Genomic DNA, 20,102 nt, shown 5'->3' with positions numbered 1-20,102 from the left:
AGCCGCATCGGCCGCCGCCGACCTTCTCGAATATTGAGACGGCTTGACCAGCATATGGATGTTTTGGCTAACCTGAATCCATGAGCGCATCCTCCATTGATCTTGCAGTGATTCCCGGCGACGGCATTGGCCCCGAGGTGATTGCCGAGGCCCTTAAGGTCCTCGAAAAGGCCGTGGCAGCGGAGGGCGTGGAGCTCAAGCAGACCCACTACAAGCTCGGTGCAGAGCACTGGCTGGCCACCGGGGAGACCCTGCCGGACGAGGTCCTGGCGGACCTCCGGACCCGGGATGCCATCCTGTTCGGCGCGGTGGGCGCCGCCCCGGGAGATACCCGCATTCCCTCCGGCATCATTGAACGCGAGCTGCTGCTCAAGCTGCGTTTCAGCCTGGACCACTACGTCAACCTGCGGCCATCCCGGCTCTATGGAACGGTGGGCAGCCCGCTGGCCAACCCGGGCACCATCGACTTCATTGTGGTCCGCGAGGGCACCGAAGGCCCCTATGTGGGCAACGGCGGCACCCTGAGGGCAGGCACTCCCCATGAAGTGGCCACCGAGGTTTCACTGAACACGGCCCATGGCGTGGAGCGGGTTGTCCGGGACGCTTTCCGCCGGGCCAGCGCCAGGGAGCGCAAGCACGTCACGCTGGTCCACAAGCACAACGTCCTGGTCTTCGCGGGGCATCTGTGGAAGCGCACCGTCGAAGCCGTGGCGCAGGAGTTCCCCGAGGTCACCCACGACTACCTGCACGTGGACGCTGCCACCATCTTTATGGTCACTGACCCCTCCCGCTTTGACGTGATCGTCACCGACAACCTTTTCGGGGACATCATCACCGACCTCGCGGCGGCCGTCACGGGCGGCATCGGGCTGGCAGCTTCGGGCAACATCAACATGGACCGCACTGCGCCGTCCATGTTTGAGCCGGTTCACGGTTCCGCCCCGGACATCGCCGGGCAGCAGAAGGCCGATCCCACGGCTGCCATCCTCTCTGCTGCGCTCCTGCTGGACCACCTCGGCTACAACGACGCTTCCCGGAGGATCGAAGCGGCAGTGGTTGCCGACGTCGAGAAGCGCGACGGCGGTTCACGCACCACGAGCGCCGTGGGCGACGCCATCGCCGCGGGGCTCTGACACTGCGCCAGGGCCTCCGGCATCGGGCGTAAGCTTGTCTCGAATCACCAAATGCCGCCGCGCCGTTCAGTGACGAACCCGGGGCGGCCGATCGTGGAGGAACCATGACTCAGACCGCCCATGGCGTCGAATTCAGCCAGCAGCTTTCGGCCAACCCGAAGTCTGCTGAAGAGCGTGCAGCCATCCTGGCAAACCCGGGGTTCGGCAACTACTTCACCGACCACACCGCCGTAGTGGACTACAGCGTGGACGAGAACGGCCACGGCGGCTGGCACAACGCCCGGATCGAAGCCTATGGACCCATCGTCCTTGACCCGTCGGCCGCCGTGCTGCACTACGGCCAGGAGATTTTCGAAGGGCTGAAGGCCTACCGCCACGCGGACGGCTCCATCTGGTCCTTCCGCCCGGAGGCAAACGCGGCCCGCCTGAACAAGTCCGCCCGCAGGCTCGCGCTGCCTGAGCTGCCGGCCGAATACTTCCTGGGCGCGATCCGCGGGCTCGTTGCCGCGGACCGGGAATGGGTTCCCAGCGGCGACGGCGAAGCCCTGTACCTGCGGCCGTTCATGATCGCCACCGAGGCCTTCCTGGGTGTGCGCGCTGCGCGCGAAGTTTCCTTCCGGGTGATCGCCTCACCGGCCGGCAACTACTTCGGCGGCGAGCTGAAGCCCGTGTCCATCTGGATCTCGCGTGAATATGCCCGCGCCGGCCGCGGCGGAACCGGAAATGCCAAATGCGGCGGCAACTATGCCGCGTCGCTGATTGCCCAGCAGGAAGCTGAAGCCAACGGCTGCAAGCAGGTCCTCTTCCTCGACCACTTCAACGACAACGCCGTCGAGGAACTGGGCGGCATGAACGTGTTCTTCGTGATGAAGGACGGCTCACTGGCCACCCCGGCGCTGACCGGCACCATCCTGGAAGGCATCACCAGGATGTCCGTCATCCAGGTGGCCAAGGACATGGGCCGCGAAGTCGCTGAGCGCAAGATCACACTGGATGAATGGCGCGACGGCGTTGCCTCCGGGGAGATTGCCGAGGTCTTCGCCTGCGGCACGGCAGCCGTGATCACGCCGATCGGGGTCCTCAAGGATGCCACTGAGTTCATCGGCTCCGAGGACGCCAAGGCGGGGGAGACCACCATGGCCATCCGCGAGCAGCTGCTCGGCATCCAGACCGGAACTGTTCCGGACACCCACGGCTGGCTCACCCGACTGGCCTAGGCCTGCACTTTCCAGACGTACGACGGCGCCTGCCGGACTTTGCTCCGGCGGGCGCCTTTACCGTCTGCAAGGATGGTGTGGTGACTTCAGCTTTCGGCCCTGCCCTGCAGCGCAGTTCGGCCCTCACGCAGTTCATCCTGGCGCCCAATCCAGGGCCGATGAGCCTGGACGGGACCAACTCCTACATGCTGCGGGCACCCGGCAGCCCCGGCGCCGTGGTGGTGGATCCCGGTCCGCCCGATGAGGCCCACCTGCAGGCCCTGGCCGCTGCCGGCCCCGTGGACCTCATCCTCGTCACCCACCGCCACGCGGACCATACAGCAGGTTCCGCCCGGCTCCATGGGTTGACCGGCGCCCCCGTGCGTGCAGCCGACGCCGTCCACTGCCACGGCAGCGGCACCCCTTTGCAGGATGGCGAAGTCCTTTCCGCCGCTGGCATGGAAATCCGGGTGGTGGCCACGCCCGGCCACACTACCGATTCCATGTGCTTCCACCTCCCTGGCGACGGTTCCCGCGGCTCAGTCCTGACCGGGGACACCATCCTGGGCCGCGGCACCACCATGCTCGACTACCCTGACGGGACCCTCGCGGACTACCTTGCCTCCCTCGACCGGCTGGAAGCGCTTGGCCCCGCCACAGTGCTTCCGGCCCATGGCCCCGTCCTTCCTTCGCTGGTGGAAATTGTGCGCGCCTACCGCAGCCACCGGCTCGAGCGGCTTGAACAGGTCCGCGCTGCGCTGGACACCCTGGGCCGGGACGCTACAGCCGGTGACGTGGCCGGCGTCGTGTATTCCGACGTCGACCCTTCCGTGCGGCGGGCCGCTGAAACGTCCGTTGCCGCCCAGCTCCACTATCTCCGGGGCACTGCGGCCCAGACGTAGGCGCTGGCGGGCGCTCGGTGGCGAGACGGTAGGGTAGGAGCCATGCGTATTGCCAGGTTTGTCGTTGATTCTGATCCCCTCTACGGCGTCGTCGAAGGTGACACCGGCAGTGAGGAGATCACTGTCATTCACGGAGACCCGTTCTTCAACGGGGTGGAGCGCACCTCCGTCCGCCACAAGCTGGAGGATGTCCGGCTGCTGGCCCCGATCATTCCCCGCAGCAAGGTCATCGGAGTGGGCCGCAACTTCGTGGAGCACGCGCAGGAACTCGGCAACGAAGTCCCGGCCCGGCCGCTCCTGTTCCTGAAGCCCAACACCGCCGTGGTTGGCCCCAACGATCCCGTGGTGCTGCCGGAGTTCTCCGAGGAAGTCTCCTTCGAGGCGGAACTGTGCGTGGTGATCGGCAGGATCTGCAAGGACGTCCCTGAGGAGCGTGTGGACGACGTCATCTTCGGCTATACGTGCGGCAACGACCTCACTGCCCGGGATGTCCAGAAAACCGACCTGCAGTGGACCCGGGCCAAGGGCTTTGACACCTCGGCACCGCTTGGCCCGTGGATCGAGACCGACCTGGATACCGAGGACCTCCAGATCCAGGGCCGGCTGAACGGGGAGCTGCGCCAGGACGGCAGCACCAGCCAGATGATCAGGGGAGTCCGCGAACTGGTCTCCGTTGTGTCCCAGGCTTTCACCCTCCTTCCGGGCGACGTCATCATGACCGGCACGCCCGCCGGCGTGGGACTCGTCACCGCGGGGGACCGCTTCGAGGTGGAGATCGAGGGCATCGGCCGCCTGTCCAACCCCATCGTGCGCCGCTGACGCGAGGCCGCCGCCAGCCCTGGCGGCAGGCGGTAAAGTTGAAGCCACTATGACTACTGCTTCTGCGTCGACTGCTGCCTCCCTGCCCTCCGTATCTGCCGACACTCCCGTGCGGGTCCGGTTCTGCCCGTCGCCCACGGGCACCCCGCACGTGGGGCTGATCCGCACGGCACTGTTCAACTGGGCCCATGCCAAGCACACCAAGGGCACCTTCGTCTTCCGCATCGAGGACACGGACGCTGCACGCGACTCGGAGGAGAGCTACCAGCAGCTGCTGGAAGCGTTGAAGTGGCTCGGCATCACGTGGGAAGAGGGCGTGGAGGTGGGCGGGCCCCACGAGCCGTACCGGCAGTCCCAGCGGCTGGACCTCTACAAGGATGTGGTGGCCAAGCTGATCGAGGCCGGCTATGCCTATGAGTGCTACTCGTCCCCCGAGGAGGTCGAGGCGCGCCACCGCGCAGCGGGCCGTGACCCCAAGCTTGGCTACGACAACTTCGACCGCGAGCTGACCGAGGAACAGGTGGCCGCGTTCAGGTCCGAAGGCCGCCAGCCCGTGCTCCGGGTCCGCATGCCCGATGAGGACGTCACGTTCACCGACCTGGTCCGCGGCGAGATCACCTTCAAGGCCGGCAGCATCCCGGATTACGTCATCGTGCGCGCGGACGGGTCCCCCCTGTACACCCTGGTGAACCCGGTTGACGACGCACTGATGGGCATTACCCACGTGCTGCGCGGCGAGGACCTGCTCTCCTCCACGCCGCGGCAGGTTGTCCTCATCCGCGCCCTGATGGAGCTCGGCGTGGCCGGCTACATGCCGGAGTTCGGGCACCTGCCGTACGTGATGGGCGAAGGCAACAAGAAGCTGTCCAAGCGCGATCCACAGTCCAACCTCTTCCTGCTGCGCGACCGCGGCTTCATTCCCGAGGGCCTCCTGAACTACCTTTCCCTGCTGGGCTGGAGCCTGTCCGCGGACGAGGACATCTTCACCGTGGACCAGCTGATCGAAAACTTCGATGTCCACGATGTTTTGGCCAACCCTGCGCGCTTTGACATCAAGAAGGCCGAAGCCATCAACGGCACCCACATCCGGATGCTCGCTCCGGAGGACTTCCGCGAGCGGCTGGTGCCGTACCTGCGCACGGCAGGCTACGTGGGGGAGCAGCTTACGGCACGGCAGGAGGAAATCCTGGCCGAGGCCGCGCCGCTGATCCAGGAGCGCATCACGCTGCTCGGTGAGGCCCCTGACATGCTCGGGTTCCTGTTCAAGGATGACGCCGCCATCGATGTAGCGGACGACGCCCGGAAGGGTCTTCCCGAGAACCTTGGGGAGGTCCTCGATGCGGCGATCGGCGCCCTGGACGGTGTGCAGGAGTGGACGGCGGAAGAAATCCAGGCTGCCCTGAAGCGGGCCCTTGTTGAAGAGCTGGGCCTCAAGCCCCGCCTCGCCTTCGGACCGGTTCGCACGGCTGTTTCCGGCCGCCGCATCTCGCCGCCGCTGTTCGAGTCCATGGTGATCCTTGGCCGGGAATCCTCCCTCCGCAGGCTCCGGGCCTTCCGCGGCTGATGACAGCTCCCAGTACTGCCTCCACCGGTTTCCTGGACACCCCGTTCGGGGCTGTGCGGGGCATCCTGTTCGACATCGACGACACGCTGGTGGACCTTGAGTTCTCGATGACCACCGCACTGCGGGAAGTCAGCGAACACCTATTGCCCGGACTGGACCAGGCCGGGTGGGAACGCTTCGGCCGCATCTTTACGCACGAAACCACCCACTATTACGACCGTTACCTGGCCGGTGAGCTCACGTTCAATGAGCAGCGGCTGCTTCGCGGACGCGCCGCCCTGGGCCACTTCGGGGTCGAGCTGGGCGACGGCGAACAGTCCCACCAGTGGCTGGCGGCCTATATTGAAAAACAGCCGGCCTATGTGAAGCCGTTCCCTGATGTCATGCCGCTGCTGGATGTCCTGGACCAGGCCGGCATCCCTTACGGGGCGGTCAGCAATAACGTGCATGATTACCAGCGCGCCAAGCTGGACGGGGCCGGACTGGAGCGCGTCCGGCGCCTGGTGGGGACGGATACGCTGGGCGTGGCCAAACCCGACCCCGCCATTTACCTGGAAGGGGTCCGGCTGCTGGGCACCGCACCGGCCGAAACGCTCTATGTGGGCGACAACCGGCTGCTGGACGCGGAGGGTTCGACGGCGGCGGGGCTGGTTGGCGTTTGGCTCAACAGGGTAGGGGAGCCGGTGGCGGAGTTTGAAGGCAACACCGTGTCCTCGCTGGCGCAGCTGGTCGGCTAGGAAGCGCTCCGACCACCGGATGCGGGAGAGGATCCGGGTGGTTCCGTCCGAGGTTGTCCAGCCTGCCATAGGCGGACCGAGGGCGTAGCAGGGCCGATTTGTGCGAGCCGAAAGTCTCAGGTAAAGTAATTTCTCGTGCTGAGGCGCACGGAGCAGGGTAAAGCCCCTGAAATCCGGCCCAAAAGTATCATTGGGATATGGTGTAATTGGCAACACTACGGTTTCTGGTACCGTCATTCTAGGTTCGAGTCCTGGTATCCCAGCTCTGGTTTGAGCAGCAGTTTGCAGCTCGAAACAGGCGGTTTCAGCCGGTTCGCCGATTTGAAACAAAAGCAAAGTGTATGAAACAATCACTGAGCTTGATCAGCGGAAACGCTGACGAAAGTACGGAAATGTACACGGCCCCATCGTATAGCGGCCTAGTACGCCGCCCTCTCACGGCGGTAACGCGGGTTCGAATCCCGCTGGGGTCACCACCGAAATGGTCCCGGGCAAATGCCCGGGGCCATTTTCTTTTGCCCTGGCCGCAGGTGGTGCGCAATACGCCTTGCCAGCGCCGTCAGCTGCGCACGCGTCACCGTGTGGCTCGCCGGAACTGCGGCCGCTCCCCATGTGAACTGGCATGATGTTGCTGTGACCTCCCGGAACGAGCAAGATGCCCCGCAGGATCCGCAGCGCAGACCTTCCGGCAGTACCGCGGCCTTGGCGGCCGTAACGCTGCTGGAAGAGGTCCGCGATGATCTTGCAGCGGCAGAGCTGCCTCTTGCCCTGCCGGATGCTGAGCAGGCGCGGCGTGAGGCCGCCAGCGCCGTGGCCCAGCTCGATGACTACATCCTCCCGCGGTACCGCAGCCTTGACGCTCCGCTCCTGGCCGTCGTCGGAGGTTCAACCGGAGCCGGCAAATCGACACTCGTGAACGGGATCGTGGGCCACCCGGTCACCCGTGCAGGCGCCATCCGCCCTACAACCCGCCAGCCCATCCTCCTGCACCACCCGTCGGAGGCGGCCTGGTTCGAGGGCCAGCGCGTGCTGCCGAGCTTGAACAGGATCCGAGGGTCCATCGTCAGCAGTCCCGTGCCCGCCAACCGGGCAGGAGCTGTTCCGGACGCCGGTGCGATGTCATCCCTTGTCCTCGTGGCGGACCCCGGGGTGCCTGCAGGAATAGCTGTCCTTGACGCCCCCGATGTGGATTCCATCTCGGATGACAACCGCAAGCTGGCAGCCCAGCTGCTGGCCGCTGCCGATCTGTGGGTCTTCGTCACCACCGCCAACCGTTATGCCGACGCCGTTCCATGGAAACTGCTCCTGAATGCAGCCTCGCGGGACATCATGGTGGGGGTGGTCCTGGACAGGGTGCCGCCGGGAGCGGAAGCGGAAGTAAGCGAGGACCTGCGCGGCCTCCTGGACCGCGAAGGACTGGGCGCGGCGCAGATGTTCGTCATACTTGAAACCAGCCTGGATCCCCTGGGCATGCTGCCCGCCGGGGCGGTCCAGCCGCTGCGGTCCTGGCTGGCGGGGCTGGCCGCTGACGCCGCGGGCCGGTCCGATATTGCCCGCCGCACGCTGAACGGGACCGTCAGGGCGATGGCGGACCGTGTCTCGGCCGTTGCGCAGGCGGCACGGGAGCAGCAGCATGCTGCCGCCACCCTGGAGGGTGCCGCCGTCGCTGCCTATGAAGACGCTGCGGACCGCATCCTGGATGCGACAAGGGATGGCGCGCTGCTGAGGGGCGAAGTGCTGGCCCGCTGGCAGGACTTCGTGGGCACGGGGGAGTTTTTCCGGGCCCTCGAACAGAATGTGGGCCGCTTCCGTGACCGGATAGGTGCCTTCTTCCGGGGTGAACCGGCCCCTGCAGTACGGGTTGAAGCTGCCATAGAGACGGGCCTGCAGGCGGTCATAGTTGACGAAGCCGCAAACGCGGCCGAGGACACCGACCAGCGCTGGCGCAACGACCCCGCCGGCCGGCAGCTGCTGGGGACGGATGATCTCTCCGGAACGACGCCAGGCTTCGAGGACCGCGCCGCCGCCGAGATCCGGGCGTGGCAGGAAGCACTGATGGAACTGATCCGCACCGAGGGCCAGGGCAAGCGGACCCAGGCGCGCTGGCTGTCCTTCGGCATCAACGGCCTGGGCGCCGCGTTGATGATCGTGGTGTTTTCGATGACGGCGGGACTCACCGGACTGGAGGTGGGCGTAGCTGGAGGCACCGCCGTCGTGGGCCAGCGGTTGCTGGAGGCTGTTTTCGGCGAGGACGCCGTCAGGCGGATGGCCGAACAAGCGCGGCAGGACCTCCACGCCCGCTGCCAGGGGCTCCTGCAGGAGGAGAGGCGCAAGTTCCTCGCCCGGCTGCCGGAATACGACGGGAGCGCGCCCGAAGCCCTGGCCGCACACGCCGCATCACTGCTCCGGCTGGCGGGCAAGGCATGAGCCGCCACAGCGATACCCGCGAGTCGTCCCGGCTTAGCCGCCGGCTCTCAGCCCTCAACGATGCCCGGGAACTTGGCGAAGGCGTCCTTCCGGATGAGTCGCTGCAGGAGGTCTTCAGCATCCTGGAACGTGCAAGTTCACGGCGCTCCCTTTCCGCCGACCACACAGTGGTGGGCTTCTTCGGCGCCACAGGAAGCGGAAAATCCTCCCTTTTCAACGCAGTCAGCGGCGCGGAAATTGCGACGACGGCAGCCCGACGTCCAACCACATCGGAACCTTTGGCAGGGGTGTGGGGGGCGGAAGGCAGCGAGCCGCTGCTCGACTGGCTGGAAGTCCGCAACCGCCATCACGCCGCCGCCGTGGACGGATTCGCGGATGAAGGCACCGGCCTGATCCTGCTGGACCTGCCGGACTTTGACTCCACCAAGGCGTCCAACCGCGAAGTGGTACAGCGGATGGTGGGGCTGGTGGACGTGCTGGTGTGGGTCCTTGACCCCCAGAAGTACGCGGACGCTGCCGTGCACAATGACTTCCTGTCCCGTCTGGCCTCCCACGGTGCCGTGACCCTCGTGGTCCTCAACCAGGTGGACCGGCTGCCGGAGCGCGATGTGCAGCCCGTCCTGGAATCCCTGCGCTCCATCCTTGCCCGGGACGGACTTGGCAAGGTCCAGGTGCTTGCGGCCTCCGCCTTGACGGGGGCCGGGGTGGACCAGGTCCGGGCGGCTATCCGTGGTGTTGCCGTTAAGCGTAATGCGCAGTCCCAGCGGCTTTCCGCCGACATCACCAAGGCATCAGCAGATCTGGGGGCTGTGTCCGGGGAGGGTACGGCCGCCGGTGTGCGGCCTGCAACCAGGACCAGGCTCGCGGAGGAACTGGCTGTGGCAGCAAACGTGCCGGTGGTGGTTCGTGCGGTGGCGCAGTCCTACCGGCTGGAGTCAGTAAAGCGCACCGGCTGGCCGGTTACCCGCTGGCTGTCCAGGTTCCGTGCGGATCCGCTGCGCCGGCTCAACCTGCGCAGCGGCGCGCCGTCGGAGTTGAACCGGACATCGCTGCCGCCGGCAGGGGCGCCGGAACGGGCGCGAACGGACGCCGCGGTGCGCGAGTTCGCCGATGCCGCCAGTGCCGGTGCCCCCGGCCCCTGGCGTGCAGCCATCCGGGGGGCCGCCCGGGAAGGCAGGGAGCGGCTGCCTGATGCCCTGGACCAGGCCATCGCCGGAACGGACCTTGCCGCGAACCGCAAATCCTGGTGGTGGGGAGTCTTCAACGTGGTGCAGTGGCTGGCCTTGCTGACTGTGCTGGGTGGCTTGGGCTGGCTTGGTGTGCTGGCGGCACTGGGATATTTCCAGATGCCCGTGCCGGAGGTGCCCCGGGTCGAAGGATGGCCTGTGCCCACGCTGATGATCGCTCTTGGGGTGGCCCTGGGGATCTTCCTTGCCATCACGGGCCGCGTTATTGCAGCCGCCGCGGCCAATGCACGGGCAGCGAGGGCGCGGAAGCGGTTGAATGCCGCCGTGGCCGCTGTGGCGCAGGAACTCGTCGTGGAACCCGTTGAGGTGGAGGTCAGCCGGCTGGCCGGCTTTAACTCCGCGCTCCGGACGGCTGCGGCCGGATAGGCCTGCGCGGCGGGCAGGAGAGCTAACCCCCGGTGGCCGCGAGTTCGGCGGCAACGTCCCTTACCTTGATCAGGGTGCGCAGGTTGCGCGTAGTGGTTGCGGCCTTGAATTTGGCTTTCGAGGAAATCTTGCTGAAGGGGCTGTCCAACGTTCCGCCAGCCGGTGCCAGCCACGCGAGGGCCTCCGGACCCAGCCTCTCCTGTTCGTTTCCCTCCAGCGCCGCCCCTGCCGCATCGAGTTCATCGAGGACCCCGGTGTCCGAGGCAAGGGTGATGTAGCTGTGGGTTGCTTTGTCGTCCTCGGGGTAGGGGCAGGCGGCCACCAGCTCTGACAGCCGGGCCGATTTGAGAACCACCACCCAGGCGTCATAGCCGAACGTGTCCCGGAGGCATTTTTCGCATTCGCGTTTGACGGCCTTCGCGTCCAGGGGGCTGGTGAGGACCACATTTCCGCTGGCAAGCAGGGTGCGGGCGTCAGCAAAGCCCGCGGCCTTGAGCGCCTCCCGCAGATCGGCCATCTTGATGTTGATGCCGCCCACGTTGATGCCGCGAAGAAACACTGCGTAGCTGCCCATGCCGAGAATCCTAGCCCGGCGGCGCTGGGTCCGGGCCGCTGGCCCGTGTCACTGCTAGTCGTTGTTCTTGCGCAGGGCCTCAGTGAGGATGCGGCCGGCATTGCAGACCACTTCGGCATGCAGCCTGCCGGGCTGGCGGGTGAGCCGCTCAATCGGACCGGAAATGGAAACTGCCGCGATCACCCGGCCGGACGGCCCGCGCACAGGCGCCGAAACTGAGGCAACCCCAGGCTCGCGTTCGCCGAGGCTCTGGCCCCAGCCCCGCCGTCGTACTCCAGCCAGGACGGTAGGCGTGAAGCGGGCCGACTGCAGCCCCTCGAGCAGCCGGTCATGGTCCTCCCAGGCGAGCAGCACCTGGGCGGCAGATCCTGCCTTCATGGACAGCTGGGTGCCCACGGGGATGGTGTCCCGCAGGCCGATGGGACGCTCGGCGGAAGCGACGCATACACGCCAGTCGCCCTGGCGGCGGAAGATCTGGGCGCTCTCGCCGGTGGCATCCCTCAGCTGCATCAGCACGGGGCCGGCGGAGGCGATCAGGCGGTCCTCGCCCGCGGCCGACGCCAGTTCAACCAGCCGGCTTCCAAGGACGAACCGGCCCTGGATATCACGGCTAACCAGCCGGTGGTGCACAAGGGCGAGGGCGAGCCGGTGCACGGTGGGGCGGGCCAGGCCAGTGGCAGCCACGAGCTGCGCCAGGGTGGTGGGGCCGGCTTCCAGTGCATCAAGCACCTGGGCCGCTTTATCAATGACACCGACTCCACTAGAATTGTCCATGTAATGATATTGCCGTCTCAATATCTGAGATGCAAATCTTTCGGCTGGCGCAGTGCGGAGCCATCCTGATTCAGTTGAACCCATTAGTCAAACAGCAGTGAAGGGAGATGGCCATGGCAAAGACATTGGCCGAGAAAGTCTGGGACGCACACGTGGTGCGCAAAGGTGATGGTGATGGAGCCAACGCCCAGCCCGACCTTCTCTTCATCGACCTCCACCTGGTCCACGAGGTCACGTCTCCGCAGGCATTCGAAGGCCTGCGCCTGGCCGGCCGCAAGCTGCGCCGGCCGGACCTGACCATCGCGACGGAGGACCACAACACTCCCACGCTGGACATCGACAAGCCTATCGCCGACCTGACCAGCCGCACCCAGATCCAGACGCTGCGCAACAACTGCGCGGAGTTCGGCGTGCGGCTGCACAGCCTCGGTGACGCCGAGCAGGGCATCGTCCACGTCGTGGGCCCGCAGCTGGGCCTCACCCAGCCGGGAATGACCGTTGTCTGCGGCGACTCGCACACCTCCACCCACGGTGCCTTCGGTGCGCTGGCCATGGGCATCGGCACCTCCGAGGTGGAGCACGTCATGGCCACCCAGACCCTGTCCCTGAAGCCGTTCAAGACCATGGCCATCAACGTCGAGGGAACGCTGCGTCCCGGGGTGACGGCGAAGGACATCATCCTGGCCGTGATCGCCAAGATCGGCACCGGCGGCGGCCAGGGCTACGTCCTGGAATACCGCGGCTCCGCCATCCGCTCACTGTCCATGGACGCCCGCATGACCATCTGCAACATGTCCATCGAAGCGGGTGCCAGGGCCGGCCTTGTTGCGCCGGACCAGACCACCTACGACTACATGTATGGCCGCCCGCACGCCCCGCAGGGTGCCGACTGGGACGCCGCCGTCGAATACTGGAACACCCTGCGCACCGACGACGACGCCGTCTTCGACGCCCAGGTGGACCTGGATGCCGACACCCTGGAGCCGTTCGTCACCTGGGGCACCAACCCGGGCCAGGGGGTCTCCCTGTCCGAGTCCGTGCCGTCACCGGAGGATTTCGGTGACGAGAACGCCAAGGCAGCGGCCGAGCGGGCACTGCAGTACATGGGCCTCAAGGCCGGCACGCCGATGAAGGACATCCGGGTGGACACCGTTTTCCTGGGTTCCTGCACCAACTCCCGGATGGAGGACCTGCGCGCAGCGGCGGACATCATCCGCGGGCGCCGGAAGGATCCCAATATCCGCATGCTCGTGGTGCCGGGATCGGCGCGCGTGCGGCTGGAAGCAGAGGCCGAGGGCCTGGACCGCGTGTTCAAGGATTTCGGCGCCGAATGGCGCTTTGCCGGCTGCTCCATGTGCCTCGGCATGAACCCGGACCAGTTGGAGGTGGGGGAGCGCTGCGCGTCCACCTCCAACCGCAACTTCGAAGGGCGCCAGGGCAAGGGCGGCCGCACCCACCTGGTCTCCCCGGTGGTTGCCGCAGCCACGGCCATCCGCGGCACGCTGAGTTCGCCGTCGGACCTCGATCCGGCTCCCGAATCCGCCGCCATCCGCACCGACGCAGCCTAGGACACGCCATGGAAAAGTTCACCACCCACACCGGAATCGGCGTCCCGCTGCGGCAGAGCAACGTGGACACGGACCAGATCATCCCCGCCGTCTACCTCAAGCGGATTACCAGGACCGGCTTTGAGGACGCGCTGTTCTCGGCGTGGCGCAAGGACCCGTCCTTCATCCTGAACAAGGAGCCGTTCAACGCCGGGTCCGTCCTGGTGGCAGGCCCGGACTTCGGGACGGGATCGTCCCGCGAGCACGCCGTCTGGGCGCTGAAGGACTACGGCTTCAAGGCCGTCCTCTCTTCCCGCTTCGCCGACATTTTCCGCGGGAATTCCGGCAAGCAGGGCCTGCTGGCAGCCGAGCTCTCCCAGGATGACATCGAGCTGATCTGGAAGGAACTGGAGAACGCTCCGGGGACCGAAGTCACGGTTGACCTCGTGTCCAAGACCGTGGTGTGCGGAAACATCGTTGCGCCCTTCGAGATCGACGACTACACCCGCTGGCGGCTGCTCGAAGGCCTGGACGACATCGGGCTGACCCTCCAGCATGAGGCGGATATCACCGCCTACGAGGCCACCCGTCCTTCGTTCAAGCCGAAAACCCTGCCTGCGCGCCTTTCCTGAGGCCGCGAACGCTGCATTGACTGCCTTCGAAACCGGGCGACGACGGCACGCCACGCCCTGCCGCCGTCGCCCGCGTATTTCGGTTCGGTAACGCAACCTCCTATGCTTGGTTGGAGCCTTTGCAAGGATTTGGGGGCGAGTGATCGTAAGGAAACCGGTATATGAGTAGTGTTCTGACAATCCGCGGCGGAGTCCCGCTTACAGGCCGCGTCAGCGTCCGGGGAGCAAAGAACCTTGTTCCCAAGGCGATGGTGGCAGCGTTGCTGGGCAACGAACCGTCGGTGTTGCGGAACGTGCCGGAGATCAAGGATGTGGAGGTGGTCACCTCCCTCCTGCAGCTCCACGGCGTGACCGTGGCGAAGGACCCGGTGAGCGGCGACCTCACGCTGGATCCCAAGGCCGCCAAGACGGCATCCAGCACTGCCATCGACGCCCACGCGGGCGATTCCCGGATCCCCATCCTGCTTTGCGGGCCGCTGATCCACGCGATCGGGGAGGCGTTCATCCCCGACCTCGGCGGCTGCAAGATCGGCGACCGGCCCATTGATTACCACCTGGACGTCCTGCGCCAATTCGGTGCCGTGGTGGAGAAACGGCCCGGCGGCATCCACATCTCGGCCCCCAAGGGCCTCCAGGGCGCCAAGATCTCCCTGCCCTACCCTTCCGTGGGCGCCACCGAGCAGGTGCTGCTCAGCGCCACGCGCGCCGAGGGCATCACCGAGCTGTCCGGTGCTGCAACAGAGCCGGAGATCATCGACCTCATCGCCGTGCTTCAGAAGATGGGCGCCATCATCAGCGTCCAGACTGACCGCACCATCCGCATCGAAGGCGTCCGCGACCTCGGCGGCTACAACCACCGGGCGCTCTCGGACCGCAACGAATCCGCGTCGTGGGCTTCTGCGGCACTGGTGACCAAGGGCGACATTTTCGTCGAAGGCGCCTCGCAGCGGGACATGATGACCTTCCTGAACACCTACCGCAAGGTGGGCGGCGGCATGGACATCGGCGAGGACGGCATCCGTTTCTACCACCGCGGCGGAAAGCTCAATCCGCTGGTGCTGGAGACCGACGTGCACCCCGGCTTCATGACGGACTGGCAGCAGCCGCTGGTGGTGGCCCTGACCCAGGCCGAAGGCGTGTCCATCGTCCACGAGACGGTCTACGAGAACCGTTTCGGGTTCACTGACGCGCTCATCCGGATGGGCGCCAGCATCCAGGTGCACCGCGAGTGCCTGGGCAGCGTGCCGTGCAGGTTCGGCCAGCGGAACTTCCTCCACTCCGCCGTGATCTCCGGACCCACCCAGCTCAAAGGCACCGACATTGACGTTCCGGACCTGCGCGGGGGCTTCAGCCACCTGATTGCCGCCCTGGCAGCCACTGGCACATCCCGCGTCACGGGGATCGACATCATCAACCGCGGCTACGAGCGCTTCACTGAAAAGCTGGCCGGCCTTGGCGCCGACTTCGACATCACCACAGAGAAGTAGCAGGCAGCCGTGAAGGAACCGGCCAAGAGCCGCGCCACCCTCGCTGTGGTCGCCGGCATAGTCCGCCCCCTGTTCAACCTGATGATGGACAAGAAGTGGGAGGGCACGGAAAAGCTGCCTGCGGGCGGTTTTATCGCCGCACCCAACCACTGCACCGAGATCGATCCCCTGATCATCGGCCACCTCCTCTACAACCACAGGATTGCCCCGCACTTCCTTGCCAAGTCGGGGCTCTTCAAGGTTCCGGTGCTGGGCTGGGTCCTGCGTGCAACAAAGCAGATCCCGGTGGAACGTTCGACGGCGGGGGCGAACCGCTCCTTGCAGCTTGCGCAGGAGATCGTCGCCGAAGGCGGGGCCATCATCATCTACCCCGAAGGCACCCTGACGCGCGATCCCGGGCTGTGGCCCATGAAAGGCCACACGGGTGCTGCACGGCTTGCCCTGGAGGGCGGCATTCCGGTGGTTCCGATTGCCCACTGGGGCGCCCACGAAGTGTTCCCGCGCTACGGCAAGCGGTTCCACCTGTTCCCGCGCAAGAAGTCAACGGTGGTAGTGGGCGAGCCCGTTGACCTCAGCGCCTTCGCCGGCCGTCCGCTGGACAAGGCAACCCTCGCCGGGGCCACCGACGCGATCATGGATGCGATCACCGGACTCCTGGCGGAAATCAGGGGAGAAGAGCCGCCGGCTGAGCGGTGGGATCCGGCCAAGCAGCAGCAGGCCCGGCACGGCAGGTTCGTGGAGCGCGGGCAGCAGCAGGCCGGTACCGGAACGGAAACTCCGTGATCCCTGGGGGAAGGCAGACGGGCTCTGCCCGTTCCGTTGCTGTTCTCGGCGCCGGCTCCTGGGGAACAACCTTTGCAAAAATTCTGGCCGACGCCGCGGCTGCTGCCGGTGAGCCCCGCACCATCAGGCTGTGGGGCAGGCGCGCTGAAGTGGTCGAGGGCATCAACGCCAGCCACCGCAATGTGCAGTACCTGAAGGACGTCCCGCTGCCGGAAAGCATCACCGCCTCAACGGACGTCGCCACCGTACTGGAGGGCGCCGACCTCGTGGTCATCGCGGTCCCTGCCCAGTCACTCCGGCCGCAGCTGCGGGAGTGGAAAGGCCTGATCGCTCCGGACGCCATGGTTGTCTCGCTGATGAAAGGCCTGGAGCTCGGTACGGACGCCAGGATGAGCGAGGTCATCAGCGAGGAGCTGGGCGTGCCCACCGAGCGTATTGCCATTGTGTCCGGCCCCAACCTGGCCATGGAAATCGCCCGCGAAGAACCCACTGCCTCTGTGGTTGCCTGCACCGACTCCGACGCCGCAGGCTGGATCGCCAGGAGCTGCACGGCCCCCTACTTCCGGCCGTACACCACCACTGACGTAGTGGGGGTGGAGATCGGCGGAATCGTCAAGAACGTGATTGCCCTCGCCGTCGGCATCTGCGAGGGCAGGCAGATGGGGGACAACACCAAGGCGTCCGTCATCACCCGCGGACTCGCGGAAACGTCCCGCCTTGCCCTTGCCCTTGGCGGGGAAGCCAAAACGATGGCCGGCCTCGCAGGCCTGGGCGACCTTGTGGCCACCTGCTCCTCCCCGCTGTCACGCAACCACACCGCCGGGCGGCTCCTGGGGCAAGGCCTCACGCTTGAGGAGGTGGGCCAGAAGATGACCCAGACCGCCGAAGGCATAAAGTCGGGCCAGGCGGTCCATGAACTGGCCGGCAAGCTGGGCGTGGAGATGCCCATTACAGCTGCCGTCGTCGCCGTGCTGGCCGGCAAGCTGTCCGTTGACCAACTGGGGCCTGTCCTGCTGTCCCGGGAACTGAAACCTGAAGGCGATTACTGACGATGTCTCATGAAAACCTGACCGCAGGGGAGCCCGCGCCACGGGCGAAACCCCGGGTGGCGGTCCTTTTCGGCGGCCGCTCGAGCGAGCATGCTGTGAGCTGCGTGACCGCTGCCGGGGTCCTCGGCGCGATCAACAAGGACAAATACGAGGTAATTCCCATTGGAATCGCCAAAACCGGGCAATGGGTCCTGGCGTCCGCCGACACGGCCCAGTGGTCCCTCGCGGGGACCTCCCTGCCGGAGGTGGCGCCTTCGCCGCAGACCGTGACCCTTGCCGAGATCGGGGGCGAGCACCAGCTGATCGTCACGGCCCCGAACGAGGTTCCCCGGGAACTCGGCACGGTGGACGTGGTTTTCCCGCTCCTGCACGGCCCGTTCGGGGAGGACGGAACCATCCAGGGGCTCCTGGAACTCTCGGATACCCGCTACGTCGGCGCCGGCGTCCTCGCTTCGGCCGTGGGCATGGACAAGCACTTCATGAAGGTGGTGTTCGAGGCTGCAGGGCTGCACGTCGGTCCGTATGTTGCCGTCACGGACAGGCAGTGGCGCAAAGACCCGGAATCGGTGCGCAAACAGGTAGACCGGCTGGGATTCCCCGTGTTCGTCAAGCCGGCCCGGGCAGGATCCTCCATGGGTATCTCCAAGGTGGATTCCCTGGAACAGCTCGATGCAGCCATCGAGGAAGCCCGGCGCCACGACCTGAAACTGGTGATCGAGGCCGGCATCACCGGCCGGGAGATCGAATGTGCGGTCCTCGAAGGCAGGGGCACCGACGCACCACGCACCTCCATGCCGGGTGAAATCTCCGTGGCAGGCGGAACCCACGAGTTCTACGATTTCAACGCGAAATATGTGGAGGACGGGGCCGCCTCCCTCAGCTGCCCTGCCGATATCCCGGAGGAAGCCATCGCCCGGGTCCGGGAGCTTGCCGCGGCCGCGTTCGACGCCGTGGGGGCCGAGGGCCTGAGCCGGGTGGACTTCTTCTACACCCCTGCCGGGGAACTCATCATCAACGAGATCAACACCATGCCCGGCTTCACGCCCAAGAGCATGTACCCGCAGATGTGGGCGGCTTCCGGCCTGGGTTATGCCGACCTCATCGACGAACTGATTTACTTGGCGCTGAACCGCAAAACCGGGCTGCGCTAAGAGTCGACCGCCGCGGCCTACTGGCTCGGCGGCAGGTTCTGCAGATCCTCCTGCCCCACGCAGTTCCTGGCGGCCGGCACCTTGCCGGCTGCCGCCGCAAGGTCAGCCAGTACGGTGGCGGAACTGATCTTGTCGGGGTCCATGAGGATCTCTGTTGCCGGTTCCCGGCCGTAGGTTGTCAGGGTCCACACCGGGTCCCCTTCCTTGATGACCCAGTCAATGCCGTTGACCGTCACGCAGCGGTCCGTGGTGGGGCCGGGCGCATTCACGCCGCAGCGCAGGATCACCAGGGACGGGTCGCCCCAGGCTGCGGTGGCCTGGCTGTTCGTTTTTCGCAACGCGTGCTCGCCGATGGAGTCAGGAAGGCCCACCATCATGGGCGCGCACGCGGGGTTGGCCGCGTCCCTGGCCGCCGGAACATCCACGGCAGGCGAGCACGAGGTTAAAGGAACGGCCGCAAGGCTCCCAATCAGTGCCAGCCTGGCAACGCGGGCGGGCAGGGAAAGCTGGGGACGGCGCATGTCTCCAGCCTATCGCCGCGGCGGGCTCCGCCCTGACGCGGCACCGGGGGGCCGGCAATGTCGGAGCACCGCGGTAGCGTAGAGGCGTGCCTGAAAATCCCATCACCCACCGCTGGCGGCCCCGCCCTGAGGGCCCGGCCGCCGTCGGGGAGCCGCTGAACGTCTCCTCCCTGACCGTCTCTGCGCTCTCCGAGGCCGAGCTGCTGGCCCGGATTTTTCCGCGCCTGGCCATGGACGGCGCGCACACCGCCGCTACGCTGCTCGGCCCGGGGGATGACGCCGCCATAGTGGCGTCTCCTGATGGCAGGACCGTCATCAGCATCGACACCCAGGTCCAGGACCAGGACTTCAGGCTGCAATGGCCTAGCGGCTACCGGACCACCGGCTTCGATGTCGGCTGGAAAGCTGCGGCGCAGAACCTGAGCGACATCAACGCCATGGGGGCGAGCGCCACGTCGATGGTGGTAAGCCTTACGCTTCCGCCTGAAACGGCTGTGGGCTGGGTGGAGGACCTGGCGGACGGCCTCACCGCGGGGATCAGGGAGCTGGGCGCGGCCCACTGCTCGGTAGCGGGCGGGGACCTGGGGCGCGGGCGCGAAATTTCCGTCACGGTGGCCGTGCTGGGAACGCTCGACGCCGGCGCGCCCGTCCTCCGGTCCGGCGCCAGGCCGGGGGACGTCCTTGCCCTTGCGGGCACCGCCGGCCGCGCCGCCGCCGGCCTCGCACTGTTGGAATCGGACGTGCCTGTCGAGGCCCTCAGCGACGGTCAACGCGCCTTAGTCGAAGTGCAGTGCAGGCCCAGGCCTCCCCTGGCGTCAGGGCCCGCCGCCCGAGCCGCCGGCGCCACCGCCATGCTGGACATCTCAGACGGCCTGCTGCGCGATGGGCTGCGGCTGGCAACAGCCAGCCTTGTCGCCGTCGACCTCAATCCAGGCCCGCTGAAGCGGCTGGCGGACGCCCTTCGGCCGGCCGCGGAACTGTTGGGCGTGGACGCTGGAGAGTGGGTGCTCGGCGGCGGGGAGGACCACGGACTGCTTGCCACATTCCCTCCTGGTTCGCCGCTGCCCCAAGGATTCACTGCGATAGGCTCAGTACAAGCACTGGGAAACAACGAAGGCCCGGGCGTCAAAATTGCGGGCCGGTCCGCGGACACCGGGGGATGGGATCACTTTGCACACTAAGGTTGCCGCTAA

The 20,102-nt window shown here is 66.6% G+C and carries 18 protein-coding genes and 2 tRNA genes; 17 read left to right on the top strand and 3 right to left on the bottom strand.

Annotated elements, in window-relative coordinates:
* Positions 1-80: 80 nt before the first annotated feature.
* The 10 genes from Q9R30_RS02575 (at position 81) to Q9R30_RS02530 (ending at position 10,391) form a co-directional block, all read left to right on the top strand.
* Positions 81-1,133, top strand: a complete 1,053-nt coding sequence (locus Q9R30_RS02575) for a 3-isopropylmalate dehydrogenase (RefSeq protein WP_104998311.1) — start codon at positions 81-83, stop codon at positions 1,131-1,133.
* Between the two features lie 104 nt (positions 1,134-1,237).
* A complete protein-coding gene (locus tag Q9R30_RS02570) occupies positions 1,238-2,350 on the top strand; it encodes a branched-chain amino acid aminotransferase (protein WP_311216666.1) in 1,113 nt (370 codons plus the stop codon).
* 80 nt (positions 2,351-2,430) lie between these two features.
* The gene (locus tag Q9R30_RS02565; RefSeq protein ID WP_311216665.1) at positions 2,431-3,231 is read left to right on the top strand and encodes an MBL fold metallo-hydrolase; all 801 of its coding nucleotides are present in this window, start codon (positions 2,431-2,433) and stop codon (positions 3,229-3,231) included.
* A gap of 42 nt (positions 3,232-3,273) precedes the next feature.
* The gene (locus Q9R30_RS02560; RefSeq protein WP_311216664.1) at positions 3,274-4,050 is read left to right on the top strand and encodes a fumarylacetoacetate hydrolase family protein; all 777 of its coding nucleotides are present in this window, start codon (positions 3,274-3,276) and stop codon (positions 4,048-4,050) included.
* Positions 4,051-4,099: 49 nt separating this feature from the next.
* Entirely contained in the window at positions 4,100-5,614 is a 1,515-nt protein-coding gene (gene gltX / locus Q9R30_RS02555) for a glutamate--tRNA ligase (RefSeq protein ID WP_104998307.1), read from the top strand.
* On the top strand, positions 5,614-6,351 hold the full coding sequence (locus Q9R30_RS02550; RefSeq protein WP_104998306.1) for an HAD family hydrolase: 738 nt from the start codon (positions 5,614-5,616) through the stop codon (positions 6,349-6,351). The genes gltX and Q9R30_RS02550 overlap by 1 nt, the downstream gene beginning before the upstream one ends.
* A 191-nt stretch (positions 6,352-6,542) precedes the next feature.
* Positions 6,543-6,614: transfer RNA gene (locus tag Q9R30_RS02545), tRNA-Gln, on the top strand.
* Positions 6,615-6,751: 137 nt separating this feature from the next.
* A tRNA-Glu gene (locus Q9R30_RS02540) sits at positions 6,752-6,827 on the top strand.
* 226 nt (positions 6,828-7,053) lie between these two features.
* On the top strand, positions 7,054-8,778 hold the full coding sequence (locus tag Q9R30_RS02535; protein WP_311216687.1) for a dynamin family protein: 1,725 nt from the start codon (positions 7,054-7,056) through the stop codon (positions 8,776-8,778).
* A complete protein-coding gene (locus tag Q9R30_RS02530) occupies positions 8,775-10,391 on the top strand; it encodes a GTPase (RefSeq protein ID WP_311216663.1) in 1,617 nt (538 codons plus the stop codon). Before Q9R30_RS02535 ends, Q9R30_RS02530 begins: the two co-directional genes overlap by 4 nt.
* Positions 10,392-10,413: 22 nt before the next feature.
* Here Q9R30_RS02530 and Q9R30_RS02525 read toward each other — a convergent pair whose 3' ends face one another.
* Together Q9R30_RS02525 and Q9R30_RS02520 are read right to left on the bottom strand one after the other, a co-directional pair.
* Positions 10,414-10,965: a DUF1697 domain-containing protein gene (locus tag Q9R30_RS02525; RefSeq protein WP_104998304.1), complete on the bottom strand. Its 552-nt coding sequence runs from the start codon at positions 10,963-10,965 to the stop codon at positions 10,414-10,416.
* 54 nt (positions 10,966-11,019) lie between these two features.
* Positions 11,020-11,739, bottom strand: coding sequence for an IclR family transcriptional regulator (locus tag Q9R30_RS02520; RefSeq protein ID WP_009356552.1), 720 nt, complete (start codon positions 11,737-11,739; stop codon positions 11,020-11,022).
* Positions 11,740-11,852: 113 nt separating this feature from the next.
* Between Q9R30_RS02520 and leuC the strand changes: the two genes are divergently transcribed.
* The 6 genes from leuC to Q9R30_RS02490 all read left to right on the top strand — a co-directional run bounded on the left by leuC (position 11,853) and on the right by Q9R30_RS02490 (position 18,388).
* Positions 11,853-13,307: a 3-isopropylmalate dehydratase large subunit gene (gene leuC, locus Q9R30_RS02515; protein ID WP_104999761.1), complete on the top strand. Its 1,455-nt coding sequence runs from the start codon at positions 11,853-11,855 to the stop codon at positions 13,305-13,307.
* Positions 13,308-13,315: 8 nt separating this feature from the next.
* On the top strand, positions 13,316-13,918 hold the full coding sequence (gene leuD / locus Q9R30_RS02510; RefSeq protein ID WP_104998303.1) for a 3-isopropylmalate dehydratase small subunit: 603 nt from the start codon (positions 13,316-13,318) through the stop codon (positions 13,916-13,918).
* A 161-nt stretch (positions 13,919-14,079) separates the two neighbouring features.
* Positions 14,080-15,405: a UDP-N-acetylglucosamine 1-carboxyvinyltransferase gene (murA, locus tag Q9R30_RS02505; protein ID WP_104998302.1), complete on the top strand. Its 1,326-nt coding sequence runs from the start codon at positions 14,080-14,082 to the stop codon at positions 15,403-15,405.
* A gap of 9 nt (positions 15,406-15,414) precedes the next feature.
* A complete protein-coding gene (locus Q9R30_RS02500) occupies positions 15,415-16,188 on the top strand; it encodes a 1-acyl-sn-glycerol-3-phosphate acyltransferase (RefSeq protein WP_104998301.1) in 774 nt (257 codons plus the stop codon).
* Complete coding sequence (locus Q9R30_RS02495; protein WP_396136683.1) at positions 16,185-17,237, top strand: NAD(P)H-dependent glycerol-3-phosphate dehydrogenase; 1,053 nt, start codon at positions 16,185-16,187, stop codon at positions 17,235-17,237. Before Q9R30_RS02500 ends, Q9R30_RS02495 begins: the two co-directional genes overlap by 4 nt.
* 2 nt (positions 17,238-17,239) lie before the next feature.
* The gene (locus Q9R30_RS02490) at positions 17,240-18,388 is read left to right on the top strand and encodes a D-alanine--D-alanine ligase family protein (RefSeq protein WP_311216662.1); all 1,149 of its coding nucleotides are present in this window, start codon (positions 17,240-17,242) and stop codon (positions 18,386-18,388) included.
* A gap of 17 nt (positions 18,389-18,405) precedes the next feature.
* On the opposite strand, the gene Q9R30_RS02485 is transcribed toward Q9R30_RS02490, so the two are convergent.
* Positions 18,406-18,909: a DUF3515 domain-containing protein gene (locus Q9R30_RS02485; protein ID WP_311216661.1), complete on the bottom strand. Its 504-nt coding sequence runs from the start codon at positions 18,907-18,909 to the stop codon at positions 18,406-18,408.
* Positions 18,910-19,139: 230 nt separating this feature from the next.
* On the opposite strand from Q9R30_RS02485, the gene thiL reads away from it, so the two are divergent.
* Entirely contained in the window at positions 19,140-20,090 is a 951-nt protein-coding gene (thiL, locus tag Q9R30_RS02480; RefSeq protein WP_234005599.1) for a thiamine-phosphate kinase, read from the top strand.
* Positions 20,091-20,102 lie beyond the last annotated feature (12 nt).

The organism is Arthrobacter sp. AB6, from assembly GCF_031844545.1.
In the GTDB taxonomy this organism is placed as follows: domain Bacteria; phylum Actinomycetota; class Actinomycetes; order Actinomycetales; family Micrococcaceae; genus Arthrobacter.
The sequence above is the reverse complement of the archived record's forward strand: the minus strand, read 5'-3'. Positions and strand labels throughout refer to the sequence as shown.

Coding starts and splice junctions, on each gene's coding strand:
- Q9R30_RS02575 (WP_104998311.1), top strand. CDS start 81: ATGAGCGCATCCTCCATTGATCTTGCAGTGATTCCCGGCGACGGCATT.
- Q9R30_RS02570 (WP_311216666.1), top strand. CDS start 1,238: ATGACTCAGACCGCCCATGGCGTCGAATTCAGCCAGCAGCTTTCGGCC.
- Q9R30_RS02560 (WP_311216664.1), top strand. CDS start 3,274: ATGCGTATTGCCAGGTTTGTCGTTGATTCTGATCCCCTCTACGGCGTC.
- gltX (WP_104998307.1), top strand. CDS start 4,100: ATGACTACTGCTTCTGCGTCGACTGCTGCCTCCCTGCCCTCCGTATCT.
- Q9R30_RS02550 (WP_104998306.1), top strand. CDS start 5,614: ATGACAGCTCCCAGTACTGCCTCCACCGGTTTCCTGGACACCCCGTTC.
- Q9R30_RS02530 (WP_311216663.1), top strand. CDS start 8,775: ATGAGCCGCCACAGCGATACCCGCGAGTCGTCCCGGCTTAGCCGCCGG.
- Q9R30_RS02525 (WP_104998304.1), bottom strand. CDS start 10,965: ATGGGCAGCTACGCAGTGTTTCTTCGCGGCATCAACGTGGGCGGCATC.
- Q9R30_RS02520 (WP_009356552.1), bottom strand. CDS start 11,739: ATGGACAATTCTAGTGGAGTCGGTGTCATTGATAAAGCGGCCCAGGTG.
- leuC (WP_104999761.1), top strand. CDS start 11,853: ATGGCAAAGACATTGGCCGAGAAAGTCTGGGACGCACACGTGGTGCGC.
- leuD (WP_104998303.1), top strand. CDS start 13,316: ATGGAAAAGTTCACCACCCACACCGGAATCGGCGTCCCGCTGCGGCAG.
- murA (WP_104998302.1), top strand. CDS start 14,080: ATGAGTAGTGTTCTGACAATCCGCGGCGGAGTCCCGCTTACAGGCCGC.
- Q9R30_RS02490 (WP_311216662.1), top strand. CDS start 17,240: ATGTCTCATGAAAACCTGACCGCAGGGGAGCCCGCGCCACGGGCGAAA.
- Q9R30_RS02485 (WP_311216661.1), bottom strand. CDS start 18,909: ATGCGCCGTCCCCAGCTTTCCCTGCCCGCCCGCGTTGCCAGGCTGGCA.
- thiL (WP_234005599.1), top strand. CDS start 19,140: ATGGACGGCGCGCACACCGCCGCTACGCTGCTCGGCCCGGGGGATGAC.